The 17,142-nt window shown below is 67.1% G+C and carries 16 protein-coding genes and 1 tRNA gene; 16 read left to right on the top strand and 1 reads right to left on the bottom strand.

Translation table 11 applies throughout. The annotated features are described in order from the left end of the window. Window positions 1-21 precede the first annotated feature (21 nt). Window positions 22-94, bottom strand: a tRNA-Arg gene (locus FPY90_RS06485). 195 nt (window positions 95-289) lie between these two features. On the opposite strand from FPY90_RS06485, the gene argS reads away from it, so the two are divergent. The 16 genes from argS (at window position 290) to FPY90_RS06405 (ending at window position 17,065) form a co-directional block, all read left to right on the top strand. Beyond that, the gene (gene argS / locus FPY90_RS06480) at window positions 290-1,930 is read left to right on the top strand and encodes an arginine--tRNA ligase (protein WP_498684588.1); all 1,641 of its coding nucleotides are present in this window, start codon (window positions 290-292) and stop codon (window positions 1,928-1,930) included. Between the two features lie 10 nt (window positions 1,931-1,940). Then, window positions 1,941-3,362, top strand: coding sequence for a diaminopimelate decarboxylase (lysA, locus tag FPY90_RS06475; RefSeq protein WP_498684586.1), 1,422 nt, complete (start codon window positions 1,941-1,943; stop codon window positions 3,360-3,362). A gap of 8 nt (window positions 3,363-3,370) precedes the next feature. Next, window positions 3,371-4,657: a homoserine dehydrogenase gene (locus FPY90_RS06470; protein ID WP_071213147.1), complete on the top strand. Its 1,287-nt coding sequence runs from the start codon at window positions 3,371-3,373 to the stop codon at window positions 4,655-4,657. After that, entirely contained in the window at window positions 4,658-5,758 is a 1,101-nt protein-coding gene (gene thrC / locus FPY90_RS06465) for a threonine synthase (RefSeq protein ID WP_498684584.1), read from the top strand. A 35-nt stretch (window positions 5,759-5,793) separates the two neighbouring features. Beyond that, window positions 5,794-6,729 (top strand): homoserine kinase, encoded by a 936-nt coding sequence (gene thrB, locus FPY90_RS06460; protein WP_071213149.1) that lies wholly within the window; start codon window positions 5,794-5,796, stop codon window positions 6,727-6,729. Window positions 6,730-7,074: 345 nt separating this feature from the next. Beyond that, on the top strand, window positions 7,075-9,354 hold the full coding sequence (rho, locus tag FPY90_RS06455) for a transcription termination factor Rho (protein WP_498684581.1): 2,280 nt from the start codon (window positions 7,075-7,077) through the stop codon (window positions 9,352-9,354). A gap of 150 nt (window positions 9,355-9,504) precedes the next feature. After that, window positions 9,505-10,587 (top strand): peptide chain release factor 1, encoded by a 1,083-nt coding sequence (prfA, locus tag FPY90_RS06450; RefSeq protein WP_071213151.1) that lies wholly within the window; start codon window positions 9,505-9,507, stop codon window positions 10,585-10,587. 9 nt (window positions 10,588-10,596) lie between these two features. Further along, entirely contained in the window at window positions 10,597-11,466 is an 870-nt protein-coding gene (gene prmC / locus FPY90_RS06445; RefSeq protein ID WP_498684579.1) for a peptide chain release factor N(5)-glutamine methyltransferase, read from the top strand. A 21-nt stretch (window positions 11,467-11,487) separates the two neighbouring features. Beyond that, window positions 11,488-12,414 carry an L-threonylcarbamoyladenylate synthase gene (locus FPY90_RS06440; protein WP_498684578.1) on the top strand — a complete coding sequence of 309 codons (927 nt, stop codon included), beginning with the start codon at window positions 11,488-11,490 and terminating at the stop codon, window positions 12,412-12,414. Then, on the top strand, window positions 12,411-13,529 hold the full coding sequence (locus FPY90_RS06435) for an MraY family glycosyltransferase (RefSeq protein WP_498684576.1): 1,119 nt from the start codon (window positions 12,411-12,413) through the stop codon (window positions 13,527-13,529). Before FPY90_RS06440 ends, FPY90_RS06435 begins: the two co-directional genes overlap by 4 nt. Before the next feature lie 167 nt (window positions 13,530-13,696). Continuing rightward, on the top strand, window positions 13,697-14,194 hold the full coding sequence (locus FPY90_RS06430) for a hypothetical protein (protein WP_498684575.1): 498 nt from the start codon (window positions 13,697-13,699) through the stop codon (window positions 14,192-14,194). Next, window positions 14,181-14,429, top strand: coding sequence for a hypothetical protein (locus FPY90_RS06425; RefSeq protein ID WP_071213155.1), 249 nt, complete (start codon window positions 14,181-14,183; stop codon window positions 14,427-14,429). The genes FPY90_RS06430 and FPY90_RS06425 overlap by 14 nt, the downstream gene beginning before the upstream one ends. 78 nt (window positions 14,430-14,507) lie before the next feature. Further along, window positions 14,508-15,314, top strand: a complete 807-nt coding sequence (gene atpB, locus FPY90_RS06420; protein WP_071213156.1) for a F0F1 ATP synthase subunit A — start codon at window positions 14,508-14,510, stop codon at window positions 15,312-15,314. Window positions 15,315-15,408: 94 nt separating this feature from the next. Beyond that, window positions 15,409-15,624: an ATP synthase subunit C-like protein gene (locus FPY90_RS06415; RefSeq protein WP_071213157.1), complete on the top strand. Its 216-nt coding sequence runs from the start codon at window positions 15,409-15,411 to the stop codon at window positions 15,622-15,624. A 74-nt stretch (window positions 15,625-15,698) separates the two neighbouring features. Continuing rightward, window positions 15,699-16,253: a F0F1 ATP synthase subunit B gene (locus FPY90_RS06410; RefSeq protein WP_071213158.1), complete on the top strand. Its 555-nt coding sequence runs from the start codon at window positions 15,699-15,701 to the stop codon at window positions 16,251-16,253. After that, entirely contained in the window at window positions 16,253-17,065 is an 813-nt protein-coding gene (locus tag FPY90_RS06405) for a F0F1 ATP synthase subunit delta (protein ID WP_498684571.1), read from the top strand. The genes FPY90_RS06410 and FPY90_RS06405 overlap by 1 nt, the downstream gene beginning before the upstream one ends. Window positions 17,066-17,142 lie beyond the last annotated feature (77 nt).

The following is a 17,142-nucleotide window of genomic DNA, read 5'->3' as shown; positions in this document are numbered from 1 at the left end:
GGCAAACGGGAGCTTTCACGGTGCCCTCGAAAGGATTCGAACCTTCGACCTTCCGCTCCGGAGGCGGACGCTCTATCCCCTGAGCTACGAGGGCAATGCCGGAGTGCGAAACTTGCCCGCAAAACGAATTCCGGCTGGGAACGTAGACGAGCTTAGCAGGTGTGAAGCGGGGAATGACAAATCGGCACCCGCGCCGCACTCCGGCGGTGCCCAAAAGCGCCCCTGATGTGTGCGACGTCGCTCCGTCACATCGGCGGCAGCGGCCCGCGGGCGCGGTTATCCTTGAGTGGTGACTCCTGAAGAACTCTCCACAGCCATTTCCGCTTGCCTCCGCGATGCCGTCGCCGCCGGCCAGATTTCCGTCGACGTACCCGAGAGCGTGCGAGTGGAGCGACCCAAGAGCCGCGACCACGGGGACTGGGCCACCAACATCGCCCTGCAGCTGGGCAAGAAGGCGTCCATGAACCCGCGCGACTTCGCCCAGGTCCTGGCCACCCGCCTGGCCGATGCCGACGGGGTCGCCAAGGTCGAGATCGCCGGACCGGGCTTCCTGAACATCACCCTCGAGGCCGGGGCCGCCGGCGAACTGGCCCGGTCAATCGTCGAGGCCGGTGCCGCCTACGGCACCAACGAGGCCCTGGTCGGCCACGAGATCAACATGGAGTTCGTCTCCGCGAACCCCACCGGCCCGCTGCACATCGGCCACACCCGCTGGGCGGCCCTGGGCGACTCGATCGCCCGCGTGCTCAAGGCCAGCGGCGCGTCCGTCACCTCCGAGTACTACATCAACGACGCCGGCAACCAGATGAACATCTTTGCCCTGTCGGTCTACAACCGCCTGCACGGGCTGCCGGTGCCCGAGGGCGGCTACCCGGGCGGGTACATCAAGGAACTCGCCGACGCGGTGGCCGACGCGCACCCGGACATCCGCACCCTGACGCAGGAAGCGGCCCTGCCGATCGTCCGCCACGCCGCCTACGTGGCGCAGATGGCCGACATCAAGGAGACCCTGAACGACTTCGGCGTCGAGTTCGACGTGTTCTTCTCCGAGCAGGAACTGCATGCCGGCGGAGCGGTCGAGGACGCCGTGGCGCGCCTGCGCGAGCAGGGCCACATCGACGACACCGACGGCGCGGTCTGGCTACGCACCACCGACTTCGGCGACGACAAGGACCGCGTGCTGATCCGCGCCAACGGCGAGCCGACCTACTTCGCCGCCGACGCCGCCTACTACCTGTCCAAGAAGGACCGCGGCTTCACCGAGAAGATCTACCTGCTCGGCGCCGACCACCACGGCTACGTCAACCGCCTCAAGGCCATCGCTGCCGCGGCCGGGGACGACCCCAAGGTCAACATCGAGGTGCTGATCGGCCAGCTGATCTCCGTGAACGGCGCCCGCCTGTCCAAGCGCGCCGGCAACATCATCGAGCTGCGCGACTTGATCAACTGGCTCGGCGCCGACGCGCTGCGCTACTCGCTGGGCCGCTACCCGGCCGATTCGCCGATGACCATCGACCCCGAGCTGCTCAAGAAGAACACCAACGACAACCCGGTGTTCTACGTCCAGTACGCCCACGCCCGCTCGCGTGCCGCCAGCCGCAATGCCGTGGAGAAGGGCGTGGAGCGCACCGACTTCGACGCCACGCTGCTGGTCCACGACACCGAAAACGACCTGCTCGCGGCCCTGGGGCAGTTCCCCTCGGTCGTCGCCCAGGCCGCCACGCACCGCGAACCGCACCGCGTGGCCCGCCACCTCGAGCTGCTCGCCGGCGCCTACCACTCCTGGTACGCCGCTTGCCGCGTGACCCCCGTGGGCGACGGCACCGTCGAGCCCATCCACCGCACCCGCCTCTGGCTCAACGACGCCACCACCCAGGTCCTGGCCAACGGCCTTGACCTGCTGGGCGTGTCCGCACCGGAAAAGATGTAAGGACCCCACCATGGCCGTTTCACCACTTGCCCCTTCCTGGCTGTCCTTCCCCGAAGACGCCAACGCGCTGCGCCCCATCGAGTGGGCCGCCGGCGTGGCCCGGGCCCAGGACGGCGAGCTCGCCGTCCAGGGCATCGGCGTCGCCGAGCTGGCCCGCGAGTTCGGCACCCCGCTGTTCGTGCTCGACGAGGACGACTTCCGCGCCCGCGCGGCCGGCTTCAAGCAGGCCTTCGACGCCGCGTTCAAGGACCTGTGCGGCGGGGTCGATGTCTACTACGCCGGCAAGGCGTTCTTGAGCACCGAGGTCGCCCGCTGGGTCACCGCCGAGGGCCTGCGCCTGGACACCTGCTCCGGCGGGGAAATGGCCGTGGCCCGGGTGGCCGGGGTGCCCGCCGCGAACCTGTCGCTGCACGGGAACAACAAGTCCGTCACCGAGATCCGCACCGCACTCGAGGCGGACCTGGGCCGCATCGTCGTGGACTCGCTCGACGAGCTGCAGCGCGTCGCGGACCTGGCCAGGGACACGGGCAAACGCGCCAACGTGATGCTGCGCCTGACCCCGGGCGTGCACGCCAGCACCCACGAATTCATCGCCACGGCCCACGAGGACCAGAAGTTCGGGCTCTCGATGATCCCGGCGGGCGACGACGAATCCCCGGCCGCCGCCGCGGTGCGCTTCGCGCTGGAGCACGCGGAGCTGAACCTGTTGGGCCTGCACGCGCACATCGGCTCGCAGATCTTCGAATCCGAGGGCTTCGCGCTGGCCGCGCAGAAGATGCTCGGCTTCCTGGCACAGGTCAAGAAGGACCACGGCGTCGAGCTGCCCGAGCTGGATTTGGGCGGCGGCTACGGCATCGCCTACACCGAGGCCGACACCCCCAGCAAGCCGGCCGTGCTGGCCGCCGCGATGGCCGAGGTCGTGGGCAGCACCGCCGCCGAGCTGGGCCTGGCGGTCCCGCGGATCTCCATCGAACCTGGCCGCGCCATCGCCGGTTCCTCCACCTTCACCCTCTACGAGGCCGGGGTGCGCAAGAGTGTCCAGGTGGAGACCGCCGACGGCACCCTGGTGCCGCGCCGCTACATCTCGGTGGACGGCGGGATGAGCGACAACGCCCGCCCGGTGCTCTACGACGCGGACTACACCGCGGTGCTCGCCTCCCGTGTGACGGAAAGCGACCCGATTGTTTCCCGCGTGGTTGGCAAACACTGCGAATCCGGTGACATAGTCGTACGGGACGTTTACCTGCCCGAGGATGTTGCCGCAGGCGACCTGCTCGCGGTGCCCGGCACCGGGGCGTACTGCTGGGCATTGGCCAGCAACTACAACTACCTGGGACGCCCGGCCGTGGTGGCGGTGCGCAACGGCGCAGCCCGCGCCATCATCCGCAGGGAAACCGAAGCCGATCTGTTGGCCCGCGACTTGGGAGCATAGTAATAAACGTGAAGACATTGAAGGTGGCCCTGCTGGGCTGCGGCAACGTGGGAGCACAGGTTGCCCGCATCCTGACGGACGACGCGGCGGTGCTGGCCGACCGCGCCGGCGCGAAACTTGAACTGGCGGGCATTGCGGTGCGCAACACCGCCGCCACGCGAGACGTGGTTCTCCCGGCGGACCTGTTCACCACCGACGCCGAGGCGCTGGTCGACGGCGCAGACATCGTCATCGAGCTGCTCGGCGGCCTCGAGCCGGCCGGTGCGCTGATCCGCCGGGCGCTGTCCCGCGGCGCCTCGGTGGTCACCGGCAACAAGGCGCTGCTCGCGGCCCAGGGCGCGGAACTGAACGCCCTGGCCTTCGAATCCGGGGCCCAGCTGCGCTACGAGGCAGCCGTCGCCGGCGCCATCCCGATCCTGCGCCCGATCTCCGACTCCCTCTCCGGGGACCGGATCACCAAGGTGATGGGCATCGTCAACGGCACCACCAACTTCATCCTCGACGCCATGGACACCACCGGTGCCGCGTTCGAGGACGTGCTGGGCCAGGCCCAGGACCTGGGCTACGCCGAGGCCGACCCGACCGCCGATGTCGAGGGGCACGACGCCGCCGCCAAGGCCGCGATCCTCGCCTCCCTGGCCTTCCACACCGACTTCGCCTACGCGGATGTCCACTGCGAGGGCATCACCAAGATCACCGCGGCAGACGTCGCGGCGGCCAAGGACGCCGGCATGGTCATCAAGCTGCTGGCCATCGCCGAACGCGGCGCCAAGGGCATCGGGGTGCGCGTGCACCCGACGCTGCTGCGCCGCACCCACCCGCTGGCCGCCGTCCACGGCGCGTTTAACGCGGTCTTCGTCGAGGCCGAGAATGCCGGGGAGCTGATGTTCTACGGCGCCGGCGCCGGGGGAGCCCCCACCGCCTCGGCCGTGCTGGGCGACACCGTCGCGGTGGCCCGCCGCGTGGTCTCCGGCGGCCCGCTGCCGGCCATCGCCGCGCAGCAAAAGGTGCAGGTCATGGACCTGGCCGACATCGCCACCAGCTACTGGATCGGGCTGCGCGTCACCGACGAGCCCGGTGTGCTGGCCGCGATCGCCGCGATCTTTGCCCAGCACGGTGTTTCCATCGAGACGCTGCGCCAGACCGTGAAGCCGGAAGGCAACGGCGGGGTCGCGGACCTGCGCATCGTCACCCACCGCTCCACCGAATCGGCGCTTGCCGCCACCGTGGCCGCCGTCTCCGCGCTGGCCGCCGTCCAAGAAGTAACCTCTGTCCTGCGAGTTGAAGGAAACTAAGTGGCCCACCAGTGGCGCGGAGTCATCCGCGAATATGCCGAACGCCTGCCCGTCGACGAAAACACCAGGGTCATCACCCTGGGCGAGGGCGGTACGCCCCTGGTGTTCGCCCCGGCCCTGAGCGAGCTCACCGGCTCCGAGGTGTACCTCAAGGTCGAGGGCATGAACCCGACCGGGTCCTTCAAGGACCGCGGCATGACCATGGCGATGACCGCCGCGGTCGCCGCCGGCGCCAAGGCGGTGGTCTGCGCCTCCACCGGCAACACCTCCGCCTCCGCCGCGGCCTACGCCACCCAGGCCGGGCTCAAGTGCGCGGTGCTGGTTCCGGACGGCAAGATCTCCATGGGCAAGATGTCCCAGGCGATCGCGCACGGCGCGGACATCATCCAGATCGACGGAAACTTCGACAACTGCCTCGAGGTCGCCCGCAAGCTGAGCGAAAACTACCCGGTGTTCCTGGTGAACTCGGTGAACCCGGCCCGCATCGAGGGCCAGAAGACCGGCGCCTTCGAGGTCGTGGACTTCCTGGGCGACGCCCCGGACTACCACGTGCTGCCGGTGGGCAACGCGGGCAACATCACCGCGTACTGGAGGGGCTACAAGGAGTACTCCTCCGAGTACACCAACCAGGCCGGCGAGAAGCTCGCACCGGTGTCCACCAAGACCCCGATCATGTGGGGCTTCCAGGCCGCGGGCGCCGCACCCATCGTGCTGGGCCACCCGGTGACCGAGCCGGACACCATCGCCACCGCCATCCGCATCGGCAACCCCGCCTCCTGGCAGCAGGCCGAAGAGGCCCGCGACGAATCCGGCGGAATCATCGACTCGGTGACCGACGAGGAAATCCTCGCCGCGCACCGCTGGCTCTCGAGCCGCGAGGGCGTCTTCGTGGAGCCGGGCTCCGCAGCCGGCGTCGCCGGGCTCATCAAGCACCACGCCGCGGGCGACGTTCCGTCGGGTAAGAAGATCGTCATCACGGTGACCGGCCACGGCCTGAAGGACCCGGACTGGGCCCTGAAGACCGCCGACGGCTCGCCCGTCACCCCGACCAAGGTCGAGTTCGACGTCGTGGCAGTGGCCTCGGCCCTCGGCCTGGCCTAGGCCGAGCACTCCAGAGTAGGGAAAACAAGCACAAGATGGCGCAGATCCAAGCCGGACAATCAATAGCCGTCCACGTGCCGGCCACGAGCGCGAACCTGGGGCCCGGATTCGACGTGCTGGGCCTGGCGCTGGGCGTGTACGACACCCTGGTGGTCCACACCCTTGCCTCACCCGGGGTCAGCGTGGAAGTCACCGGGGAGGGCGCCGACACGTTGCCCACAGACGAATCCCACCTGATCGCCCGGACCATCCTGGAGCGCTGGGAGGAACTCGGCTTCGAGCCGGCCGGCCTGCGCATCGAGGCCACCAACAACATCCCGCACGGCCGCGGCATGGGATCCAGCGCCGCGGCCATGGTCAGTGCGCTGGCCGCCGCCAACGCGCTGCTTCCCGCCGCGTCACAGGTCGGACTGGATGAGGTCTTCCAGGCCGCCTCGCGCTGGGAGGGGCACCCGGACAACGTGGCCCCTGCGGTCTACGGCGGCCTGACGCTGTCCTGGAGCACCGAGGCCGGTTTCGGCACGGTGCAAGGAAAGCTGCACCAAGACATCGTCCCGGTCATCGCGATTCCCGATGTCGAACTGTCCACCGCCACGGCACGCGGGCTGCTGCCGGCGACCGTGCCGCACGCTGTGGCTGCGGCCAACGGGGGACGGGTGGGCCTGCTCATCCACGCCCTGGCCCACGACCCCTCGGTCCTGCTGGTCGGCACCGAGGACTTCCTGCACCAGGGCTTCCGGGCACCGGCCATGGAGCCCAGCGCCGCGCTGATTGCCCGGCTGCGGGCGGCGGGGCATGCGGCCGTGGTCTCCGGCGCCGGACCCACGGTGCTGGTGCTGTGCGCCGGGCAGGCCCAGGCGCAGGAGGCCGCCGCGGCCGTTTCAGCGTTCGCGGCAAGCCACGGCGAAACAACCTGGCGTGTCCGGATTGAGTCAGTACCGCCAACGGGTGTTAGAGTAGAAGTGCTTTAGCACCCGCCTGAAAAGAAACATCCGGATTCCAGTGGATGGTTCATTGCGTTTCGTGCAGCCATCAATTCCTTCCCTCGCCGCGGCGGGCGGATCTTGGGGAATTCGATCACCACAAACCATTTTCGCCGAGGCGAGCAGGCACACCCACACCATCCGATTGAAACCGTCAACCATGTTGGTGATTCGATCCCTTGGTGTGTCTTACGATCGACCGACGCACATGCCCCGTTTTTGCGAGGCTGTGCACGGCCGAACCTTTTCCCGCATCTGACGCGGGAACAAGGGGTAGTCAATAGTTGCGGATCTCTCTGATGAGATCCGCCCGACGAGGGGGAAGGAACCTTCGTGACCGAAACCACCAGCCTTACTGCAGGCGTGGAAGAAAACAACGCATCCAAGGGCGGCGGACTTGCCGGCCTGAAACTTGCACAATTGCAGGTGCTTGCGTCCCAGCTGGGTATCACCGGCGGTTCGCGGATGCGCAAGAACGATCTTGTCACCGCGATCTCGAACCACCAACGTGGCGGTTCCGTGGCCGACCGTGACGCCAAGGCCAAGGCGGAGCCCAAGGCCGACGCCAAGACCGAGGCACCCGCCAAGGCCGACTCCAAGGCCCCCGCCAAGGCAGAGTCGAAGGCACCCGCCAAGACCACCGCGAAGGCCCCGGCCAAGGGCGCCGCCAAGACGGCAAGCAAGCCCGCCGAAACCGAGACCGCCGCGGCCCCGGCCGCCGAGGCCAAGGACGAAGCGCCTGCCCGCCGCACCCGCAGCCGTCGCGCCGATTCCTCCGGAACCGCGGCCCCGGCCGTGGAAACCGCACCGGTCGCCGCCGAGCCGAAGGCCACCGAGGCTCCGGCTTCCGAGGCCAAGGCCGTCGAGGCCCCGGCCAGCGAAGAGCGCGCACCGCGCCGCAACACCCGCAACCGCCGTGCCGAGTCGACCGGCGCTGCAGCAGCCGAGGCCCCGGCCGAGGCAACCGCTGCGCCCGAGCAGGCCGCTGCCGAGTCCACCGACTCCTCCGAGTCGAGCCAGGACACCAACGAGTCACGCAACGACCGCGGCGACCGCCACGAGCGCAACCGCAACCGCCGCGACCGCAACCGCAACCGCCGCGAGTCCAACAACAACAACGACTCCTCCGAGCACGGCGAAAACGCCGAGGCCCACGAGGAGAAGCCGGCCGAGGTTCGCTCCAACGACCGTTCCAACGACCGCTCCAATGACCGGTCGAACGACACCAAGTCGTCCGACCGCTCCGAGGACCGGGCCCGCGAAGGCTCCGAGGACCGTGCGGCCAACCGCCGCGAACGCAACCGCGAACGCAACGAGCGCAACCGCGACCGCAACCGCGACCGGAACGACCGCCAGGACCGCGGCAACGACCGCAACGATCGCAATGACCGTACGGACCGCAACAACCGCCGCGGCCGCAACCGCAACCAGCCCGATGTCGATGACACCGAGTTCAGCGACACGGACGTGCTGCTTCCGGTCGCCGGCATCCTGGACGTGCTGGACAACTACGCGTTCATCCGCACCTCCGGCTACCTCGCCGGCCCGTCGGACGTCTACGTCACCCTGAACCAGGTCAAGAAGTACAACCTGCGCAAGGGCGACGCCGTGGTCGGCGCCATCCGCGCCCCGCGCGAAAACGAGAACGCCAACTCGCGCGCCAAGTTCAACGCCCTGGTCAAGCTCACCGCGATCAACGGCAAGGCCCCGGAGGAGAACACCAACCGCGTCGACTTCTCCAAGCTGACCCCGCTGTACCCGACCGAGCGCCTGCGCCTGGAGACCGACCCGAAGCTGGTCGGCCCGCGCGTCATCGACCTGGTCGCCCCGATCGGCAAGGGCCAGCGCGGCCTGATCGTCTCGCCGCCGAAGGCCGGCAAGACGCTGATCCTGCAGTCCATCGCCAACGCCATCACCATCAACAACCCAGAGGTCCACCTCATGATGGTGCTGGTTGACGAGCGTCCCGAAGAAGTCACCGACATGCAGCGCACGGTCAAGGGCGAGGTCATCGCCTCGACCTTCGACCGCCCGGCGGACGACCACACCACCGTGGCCGAGCTGGCCATCGAGCGCGCCAAGCGCCTGGTGGAAATGGGCATGGACGTCGTGGTCCTGCTGGACTCGATGACCCGCCTGGGCCGTGCCTACAACCTGGCCGCCCCGGCATCCGGGCGCATCCTCTCCGGCGGCGTCGATTCCTCGGCGCTGTACCCGCCCAAGCGCTTCTTCGGTGCTGCCCGCAACATCGAGAACGGCGGCTCGCTGACCATCCTGGCCACCGCGCTGGTGGAGACCGGGTCCAAGATGGACGAGGTCATCTTCGAGGAGTTCAAGGGCACCGGCAACATGGAACTGCGCCTGAGCCGCAAGCTCGCGGACAAGCGCATCTTCCCGGCGGTCGATGTCAACGAGTCGGGCACCCGCCGCGAGGAGAAGCTGCTCTCGCCGGACGAGGTGCGCATCATGTGGCGCCTGCGCCGCGTGCTCTCGGGCCTGGACACCCAGCAGGCGCTGGAGACCCTCACGGGCAAGATCCGCGAGACCTCCTCGAACGCCGAGTTCCTGATGCTCATCAACAAGACCACGCTGGGCTCCAAGAACGACGCCTAGCTGCCCTACACGCCCAGTTTCACCGTGCCCTTCATTTCCGGCGCCGGTGAGGCTGGGCGTTGGTCGTTAACACCGGCATCGGCATCCGCCCCCCCAGATCCTCCTTCGTTCCCTACACTGGGAACCAGTCGTAGTGAAAGAAGTTGAAACATGTTTGAGTCCGTACAGGGCCTTCTCGATGAGCACGCAGCCCTCCAGGCGCAGCTCTCGGACCCCGCCGTCTACCAGGACCAGGCGATGGCCCGAAAGCTTGGGCGCCGCTCGGCCGAACTCAACGGCATCGTCGAGGCGCACAAGCGCTGGAAGCAGGCCACCGAGGACCTCGAGGCGGCCCGCGAGATGGCCGACGAGGACCCCGACTTCGCCGCCGAGGTCGCCGAGCTCGAGGAGAAGCTGCCCGCGCTCGAGGAAAGATTGCGCAGGCTGCTGATCCCGCGCGACCCCAACGACGCGCGCGATGTGATCCTCGAGGTCAAGGGCGGTGAAGGTGGGGACGAGGCCGCGCTGTTCGCCGCGGACCTGCTGCGCATGTACACCCGCTACGCGGAGCACATGGGCTGGAAGACCGAGCTGATCTCCTTCAACGAGTCTGACCTCGGCGGCTACAAGGACGCCCAGATGGCCATCAAGGGCAAGTCGAACGACCCGGCCCAGGGCGTCTACGCGCACCTGAAGTTCGAGGGCGGGGTGCACCGCGTCCAGCGCGTGCCGCAGACCGAGTCCCAGGGCCGCATCCACACCTCGGCCGCCGGCGTGCTGATCCTGCCCGAGGTCGACGAGCCCGAAGAGGTCGATATCCACCCGAACGACCTGAAGGTCGATGTCTACCGCTCCTCGGGACCGGGCGGCCAGTCGGTGAACACCACCGACTCCGCGGTGCGCCTGACCCACATCCCCACCGGCATCGTGGTGGCCATGCAGAACGAGAAGTCGCAGATCCAGAACCGCGAAGCCGCGATGCGCGTGCTGCGTTCGCGCCTGCTGGCCCACCAACAGGCCATCATCGACGCGGAGAACTCCGACATCCGCAAGTCCCAGGTGCGCACCATGGACCGCTCCGAGCGCATCCGCACCTACAACTACCCGGAAAACCGGATCGCGGACCACCGCACCGGCTACAAGGCGTACAACCTCGACCACGTGATGAACGGCGAGCTCGAGCCGCTGATCAACTCCTGCATCGAGATGGACGAGCAGCAGCGCCTGGACGCCATCGGCGGGGACAAGGGCTAGGCGCGGCAGGTGAGCGAACCGGTTTTCGGCAGGCCGCTGGCGCAGGTGCTCGGCGCGGCGACCGCCGCCCTTGAGGCGGCGAAAGTCCCCTCCCCGCGGGTGGACGCCGAGCTGCTGGCAGCCCACGTGCTGGGCATCTCCCGCGGCCGGCTCGCCTCGATGGTGATGATGGGGGAGTGCCTCGGCGCCGGGGACGCCGAGGCGTACGCGCACCTGGTCTCCAGGCGCGCCACCCGCATCCCGCTGCAGCACCTCACCGGGCTCGCCCACTTCCGCTACCTGGAGCTGGCGGTGGGACCCGGTGTGTTCGTGCCGCGCCCCGAGACCGAGTCGGTGGTCCAGCTGGCCATCGACTTCGCCGCCGGCCTGCAGCACCCGCTGCTGGTGGACCTGGGCACCGGCTCCGGGGCCATCGCCGGGTCCCTGGCCCACGAGCTGCCCGGCGCCCGCGTGCATGCGGTGGAGCTGTCCGAGGACGCGTTCGGTTATGCGGCGCGGAACCTCGAACCGCTGGGCGTGCACCTGGTCAAGGGGGATTTGTCCGACGCGTTTGCCGAGCTCGACGGCACCTGCGACGTGGTCGTGTCCAACCCGCCCTACATCCCGGCCAACGCGGTCCCGCGCGAGCCCGAGGCCCGCGACCACGACCCGGCCATGGCGCTGTACGGCGGCGGGGAGGACGGCATGGTCTTGCCCCGGGCCGCCGAGGCCTCCGCCGCACGGCTGCTGCGTCCCGGGGGCTTCTTCGTCATGGAGCACGCCGAGGTCCAGGCCGAGGCCATGGCGGCCATGTTTGCCGCCTCCGGGAACTGGGAGAAGATCCAGACCCATCTGGATCTGACCGGCAGGGACCGGGCCACCAGCGGCGTCCGCCGCTAACACCACCCGAAACATGGAAGAATGAATCACGTGACTTCACGTTTTGATGCCCGCGACAGCCAGGAACTAGAGACTGGACTCGAGGCCGCACGCGCCGCACTGGCCGAAAACCGGTGCATCGTGATGCCCACCGACACCGTCTACGGCATTGCCGCCGACGCCTTCTCCGCACAGGCGGTCGCCACGCTGCTGGCCGCCAAGGGCCGCGGACGCAGCATGCCGCCACCGGTGCTGATCCCGCAGGCCGCGACGCTGGACGGACTGGCCGCCGACATCCCGCACTTCGCCCGCGAGCTGGCCGCGCGGTTCTGGCCCGGCGCGCTGACCCTGATCCTGCATGCCCAGCCGTCGCTGACCTGGGACCTGGGGGAGACCCGGGGGACCGTCGCCCTTCGGGTGCCCGACGACGAAATCGCCCGCGACCTGCTCAAGCTCACCGGCCCGCTCGCCGTCTCCTCGGCCAACCGCACCGGCCAGCCCGCCGCTGACACCGCCGAAGCGGCCTTCGACCAGCTCGGCGAAACCGTCGAGGTGTACCTCGAGGCCGGGCCCCGCCCGGTCTCCGGCGAAGCGCTGGGCTCCACCATCATCGATTGCACGCTGACCCCGCCGCGGGTGGTGCGTGCCGGCGCGTTGGCGCTCGAGCTGCTGCGCGAGGTGGTCCCGGAACTGCTGGACGCCGACGGGCAGCCGGATCCGGCGACCGCCGCCGCGGAAGCGCCGGGGACGGGCCCCGCCGACGAGTCCGAAGCCCCCGAGGCCGGCACCGCCGAAGCGCCCCACGCGGCCGAATCCGCCGACGCCGACACCTCTGCGGCACCCGAGGACTCCACCCGGGCCGCGGCACCCGAGGCAGCGGCCGACTCCGGTGCACCCCTGGACACAACCGCGAAGCAGGCACCGCCCCGGGGCGAGGACGCGGCAGGGGAGTCCGCCCGCGCGTCATGAGAAGCTATCTCCTGCTGATCGGGATCACCTTCATGACCTCGTATCTGCTTACCCCGGTGCTCCGCGTCGCGGGCGTGCGATTCATGCCCAAGGCCCCGGTGCGCGAACGGGACTTCCACCAGAAGCCCACCCCCAAGCTCGGCGGGGTCGCCATTATCGGCGGCCTTTACCTCGGGATCCTGGTTGCCTCGCAGATTCCGTTCTTCGCCGGGATCTTCCGGTCGACAGAATCGATCCAGGGCGTGCTGATCGCCCTGGGCATCATCCTGGTCATGGGGGTTTTTGACGACCTCTTGGACCTGCGCTGGTGGATCAAGCTCATCGGGCAGGTCGCGGTGGGCCTGGTCATCGTCAAGCACGGGATCCTGCTCAAGGCCCTGCCGGTGGGTTCCCTGCAGATCGAATCGCCGATGGTCCAGGTCGTGGTCACGGTGTTGATCATCGTGGGCACGATGAATGCCATCAACTTCGTCGACGGCCTGGACGGACTGGCTGCCGGCATCTCCGCCATCGGGGCGGCAACCTTCTTTGTATACAGCTACCTGCTCGCCACGCGCGTCAGCGCCGAGGACAACGCGAACTTCTCCGCCCTGCTGTGTGCCGTGCTGCTGGGTGCCACGCTGGGCTTCCTGCCGCACAACTTCCAGCCGGCCTCCATCTTCATGGGGGAGACCGGGGTGCTGGCCATCGGGATGCTTTTTGCGGTGGCCACCCTGGCCGTGACCGGGGACGTGCTGGGGGAGGACGCCTTCCGTTTCCGCAACGTCCCGGCCTTCATGCCGGTGATTCTTCCGGTGGCTGTGATCGTGCTGCCGTACGTCGACCTGTTGCTGTCGGTGATTAGGCGAACCGCCAAGCGCAGGTCCCCCTTCAGCGCCGACCGCGGGCACATCCACCACCGCCTGGTCGATCTCGGGCACAGCGCCCGCGCCGTGGTCATCATCCTTTACCTGTGGGCGTTGCTGGTCGCTTCCGGCGTCGTGGTCATCTCCCTGACCAACAGGAATATCGCCATTCCCCTTTATGTTGCGGCCTTTGTTTGCGTGACTTTGGTCACATGGTGGCCACTGCTCAAGCGCGCCCGGGGCAAGGCCCAGACGCCCGGCGCAAACTAGCTGCGCCCGCCGTGCGCCGGTCCGCCAACAACCGGTTCGGACCCCCGTTCTATCTCATGTAGAATTCAAGGGTCGCCTTCACCGGGGACATCCCCCATTCAAGCCTCGATACCAGGCAGGCGCCCGCAGCAAGCGGGCCCTTCTGTATACAAGGGAACTGGAATTACATGATCAAGCCGGAACGCGGTTCCAAGGCCAGCGGTGCATTGGTTGCATCGTCGGCTCCGCGTTCCCCTTGGCTGGGGATCCTCAAGACCTGCGTTGCCTACACCGTTGGTATCGGCGCACTTGCGTCCCTCGCCGCGTGGCCGATCCTTGGCGCACGCGAGGCCGGCTCGCTGGCCTTCGGTTGCGCCTTGATCGTTGTGTTCTTCGGCGTCAGCCTGCTGGTGGCCGAATGGGCCGGGCGCTATCGCAGCACCTGGGCACTGCCGGCGTTCTTGTTCATGTACATCGCCAAGATCCTGGCAATGGGCTTCCTGGTGCTTTTCTCCGGGCTGCCCGATTGGGTGCTTGCGCCCTATTTCATGTGGGGAGCGCTGGGTTCCCTGGTGCTGTGGCAGTTTGGCCAGATCCGCGCCTTCTCCCGGGCACGGCTTCCCATTTTCAATTCCGACGATCCATCGCCGACCCCATCCGCTGGAGGGGAAAATGGACAACCCTGAAACCAGTCCCGTCCAAGGGCCGAAACAGCCTCGCGTCCGCGAGTACGTCAACTACATTGTTGGCGGGCTCATCGCGTGGGGTTTGATAGGCTGGGGTTTGGATCTTTTGCTGGACACCCGCTGGATAGTTTTCCTCGGAGCGCTGCTTGGCGCAACCGCAGGAATGTTTCTGGCTCGCCACCATTTGCGGCATCGACGCCGCGGGTTTTCACCAGACGATGAGATCGACCAATAGAACTTCACACGGTGGGCGGCGCCTTGCGCCGAATCACCGATTTTGCCCCACGACCGAAACTGCAGAGAGGACAGCGCGTTGACCGCGTTTGCGCTTCCGACGGCCACTGAACCTTATGTCCCGCCGTCGATTTCCGACACCCACCTTCCCGAGGTGCTGCCATGGTTAGCCGAGTACGGGACCGGTTTCGGCAAGCAGATGGTCATGATCATCCTCTCGATCATCTTGATCGTGTGGTTCTTCAAGTCGGCCATCAAGAACCCGAAGCTCGTTCCAGGCAAGGTACAGTTCCTGGCTGAAAGCGCCTACGGCTTCGTCCGTAACGGCATCGGCCGCGACATCATCGGCGAAAAGAACTTCGCCCAGTGGGTCCCGCTGTTGTTTGCGACCTTCTTCTTCGTCTTGCTGAACAACCTGTTCGGGGCCATCCCGTTCCTTCAGCTCCCGTCCTTCTCCCACGCCGGTGCAGCATACGCCATGGCCATCATCATCTATGGCACCTGGATCGCTGTCGGGGTGAAGAACCACGGTATCCGCTACTTCAAGCTGGCCGTCGTTCCCTCGGGCGTCCCGGGCTGGATCATGCCGCTGATGGTGCCGTTGGAAATCATTTCCAACTTCATCGTCCGCCCGTTGACCCACTCCTTGCGTCTGATGGCCACCATGCTTGCCGGCCACATGATCGTGATGCTGGCAGCCACCGGCGCCCGCCACCTGATCATGGTCCAGGAGTCCCTGGCCATGAACGCCATCGGCGTTGCGGTCATCGCGGGTTCCGTTGCGATGTACTTCCTCGAACTCTTGATCATGGTCCTGCAGGCGTTTGTCTTCGCCCTGCTGACCGCCATCTACATCCAGGGTGCCCTGGATGCAGACGCCCACTAATTCGGGCTCGCACCAAAAAAACAAAGTTTTCCCCTTCATCAGGGAATGACCTCACAACCTGCCGACAAAGTGTCGGTATCTTGAAAGGAACGAAATGGAACTCCACGGCTCCCTTAACATGATCGGCTACGGCCTGGCTGCAATCGGCTCGGCCATCGGCGTGGGCATGATCTTCGCTGCCTACATCAACGGCGTTGCACGCCAGCCGGAAGCACAGCGCATCCTGCAGCCGATCGCCATGCTGGGCTTCGCCCTTGCAGAAGCACTGGCCATCTTGGGCTTGGTCTTCGCCTTCGTCGTCGGCGCCTAGTTCCCCTCGTAGTGGCCCTGCCACTGTCGCAGGCGCCATTGCAATTGGAACTTAAGAGATAAGGAAGAGTGAGAATGATCAGCAACGAATTGATCCTCGCTGCAGGTGCGGGCGCAAACCCGCTGCTTCCGAACCCGTGGGAAATTCTTGTCACTGCCGCAGGCTTCGCTGTCCTGTTGTTCATCGTGGTCAAGTACATTGCCCCGGCATTCGAGAAGTCCTACCAGGACCGTGTCACGGCCATCGAGGGTGGACTTGAGAAGGCAGAGGCCGCACAGGCCGAAGCCAACGCCACCCTGGAGCAGTACAAGGCACAGCTGCTGGAAGCACGCACCGAAGCCAACCGCATCCGTGAGGAAGCGCGCGAAGAAGGTGCACAGATCCTCGCGGATCTCAAGACCAAGGCCGCCGAAGAGTCCGCTCGAATCACCGAGCAGGCACACCGCCAGATCGAATCCGAGCGCGTCGCAGCAGTTACCTCGCTGCGTGCCGAGGTCGGCACCCTGGCAACCGCTTTGGCCAGCAAGATCGTCGACGACGCTCTTGAGAACGATGACCGCGCTTCCCGCGTGGTCGACAAGTTCCTGGCAGACCTGGAAAACCAGCAGAACGCAGGTGCATCGAACTAATGGCAGGTGTATCGAGCGAGTCACTGTCCGCGGCGCTGGCGTCGTTGGAAACCAAGCTTGCACACGCGTCCTTGGAATTGTCCGCCGAGCTATTTGGAACGGTTGACGTTCTGGATGGCAACGCAGGCCTGCGTCGCGCACTGACTGATCCGGCCCGTGGGGCCTCGGACAAGGCTGGCCTTGTGGCCAAGCTGTTGCACGGGAAGGTGTCGGCGGAAGCCGAAGCCACCGTCGCGTCTCTGGCATCCTCGCGTTGGAGCTCGGCACGAGACATTGGCGATGCATTGGAAACCCTGGCGGCAACTGTCGCCATCGTGGTGACCGAGCGTCAGGGCGGTTCCGCAGGACTGGAGAGGCTCGAAGAAGACCTCTTCGCGTTCATCCGTGTGGTTGGATCCAGTCATGATCTGCAGCGTGCACTCGATGATTCCAAGGCATCGGACGAAGCCAAGGGCGCCCTGGCGCTCAAGCTGGTTCCGAACGCCTCGGATGCATCGGCACTGCTGATCCGCCAGGCCGTCGCTTCGCCGCGCGGGCTCAAGCCCGTTGCACTTCTGGAGCGCTTCGTGGAATTGGTGGCTAAACGCCAGGACCGCTGGATTGCCCAGGTGAGCGTCACCCGTGACCTCACCGCCGAGCAAACAGCGCGCCTGCAGGCAGGCCTGAACAACCTTTACGGCCGGGACTTGAAGATCAATGTCGAGATCGACCCGGCACTAGTTGGCGGCATCCGCATCAAGGTGGGTGACGAGGTTGTTGACGCAACCATCGCCACCCGCGTCGCGGATCTTCGCCGCCAGTTGGCAAGCTAGGCAGCCCCCCACCACAACGGGGGGCCTGCCTTGCAGGCCAGTCACCATAGACTGAATCAAATTTCGGTTGCCGCAAG

The sequence above is a fragment of the Arthrobacter sp. C2 genome (assembly GCA_024207135.1).
GTDB lineage: Bacteria > Actinomycetota > Actinomycetes > Actinomycetales > Micrococcaceae > Paeniglutamicibacter.
The sequence above is the reverse complement of the archived record's forward strand: the minus strand, read 5'-3'. Positions and strand labels throughout refer to the sequence as shown.

What these genes read in the sequence shown, in the direction of transcription:
- FPY90_RS06430 (WP_498684575.1), top strand. Translation starts at nt 13,697, where the DNA reads ATGATCAAGCCGGAACGCGGTTCCAAGGCCAGCGGTGCATTGGTTGCA.
- FPY90_RS06435 (WP_498684576.1), top strand. Translation starts at nt 12,411, where the DNA reads ATGAGAAGCTATCTCCTGCTGATCGGGATCACCTTCATGACCTCGTAT.
- thrB (WP_071213149.1), top strand. Translation starts at nt 5,794, where the DNA reads ATGGCGCAGATCCAAGCCGGACAATCAATAGCCGTCCACGTGCCGGCC.
- prfA (WP_071213151.1), top strand. Translation starts at nt 9,505, where the DNA reads ATGTTTGAGTCCGTACAGGGCCTTCTCGATGAGCACGCAGCCCTCCAG.
- FPY90_RS06405 (WP_498684571.1), top strand. Translation starts at nt 16,253, where the DNA reads ATGGCAGGTGTATCGAGCGAGTCACTGTCCGCGGCGCTGGCGTCGTTG.
- FPY90_RS06410 (WP_071213158.1), top strand. Translation starts at nt 15,699, where the DNA reads ATGATCAGCAACGAATTGATCCTCGCTGCAGGTGCGGGCGCAAACCCG.
- FPY90_RS06415 (WP_071213157.1), top strand. Translation starts at nt 15,409, where the DNA reads ATGGAACTCCACGGCTCCCTTAACATGATCGGCTACGGCCTGGCTGCA.
- lysA (WP_498684586.1), top strand. Translation starts at nt 1,941, where the DNA reads ATGGCCGTTTCACCACTTGCCCCTTCCTGGCTGTCCTTCCCCGAAGAC.
- FPY90_RS06425 (WP_071213155.1), top strand. Translation starts at nt 14,181, where the DNA reads ATGGACAACCCTGAAACCAGTCCCGTCCAAGGGCCGAAACAGCCTCGC.
- FPY90_RS06440 (WP_498684578.1), top strand. Translation starts at nt 11,488, where the DNA reads ATGAATCACGTGACTTCACGTTTTGATGCCCGCGACAGCCAGGAACTA.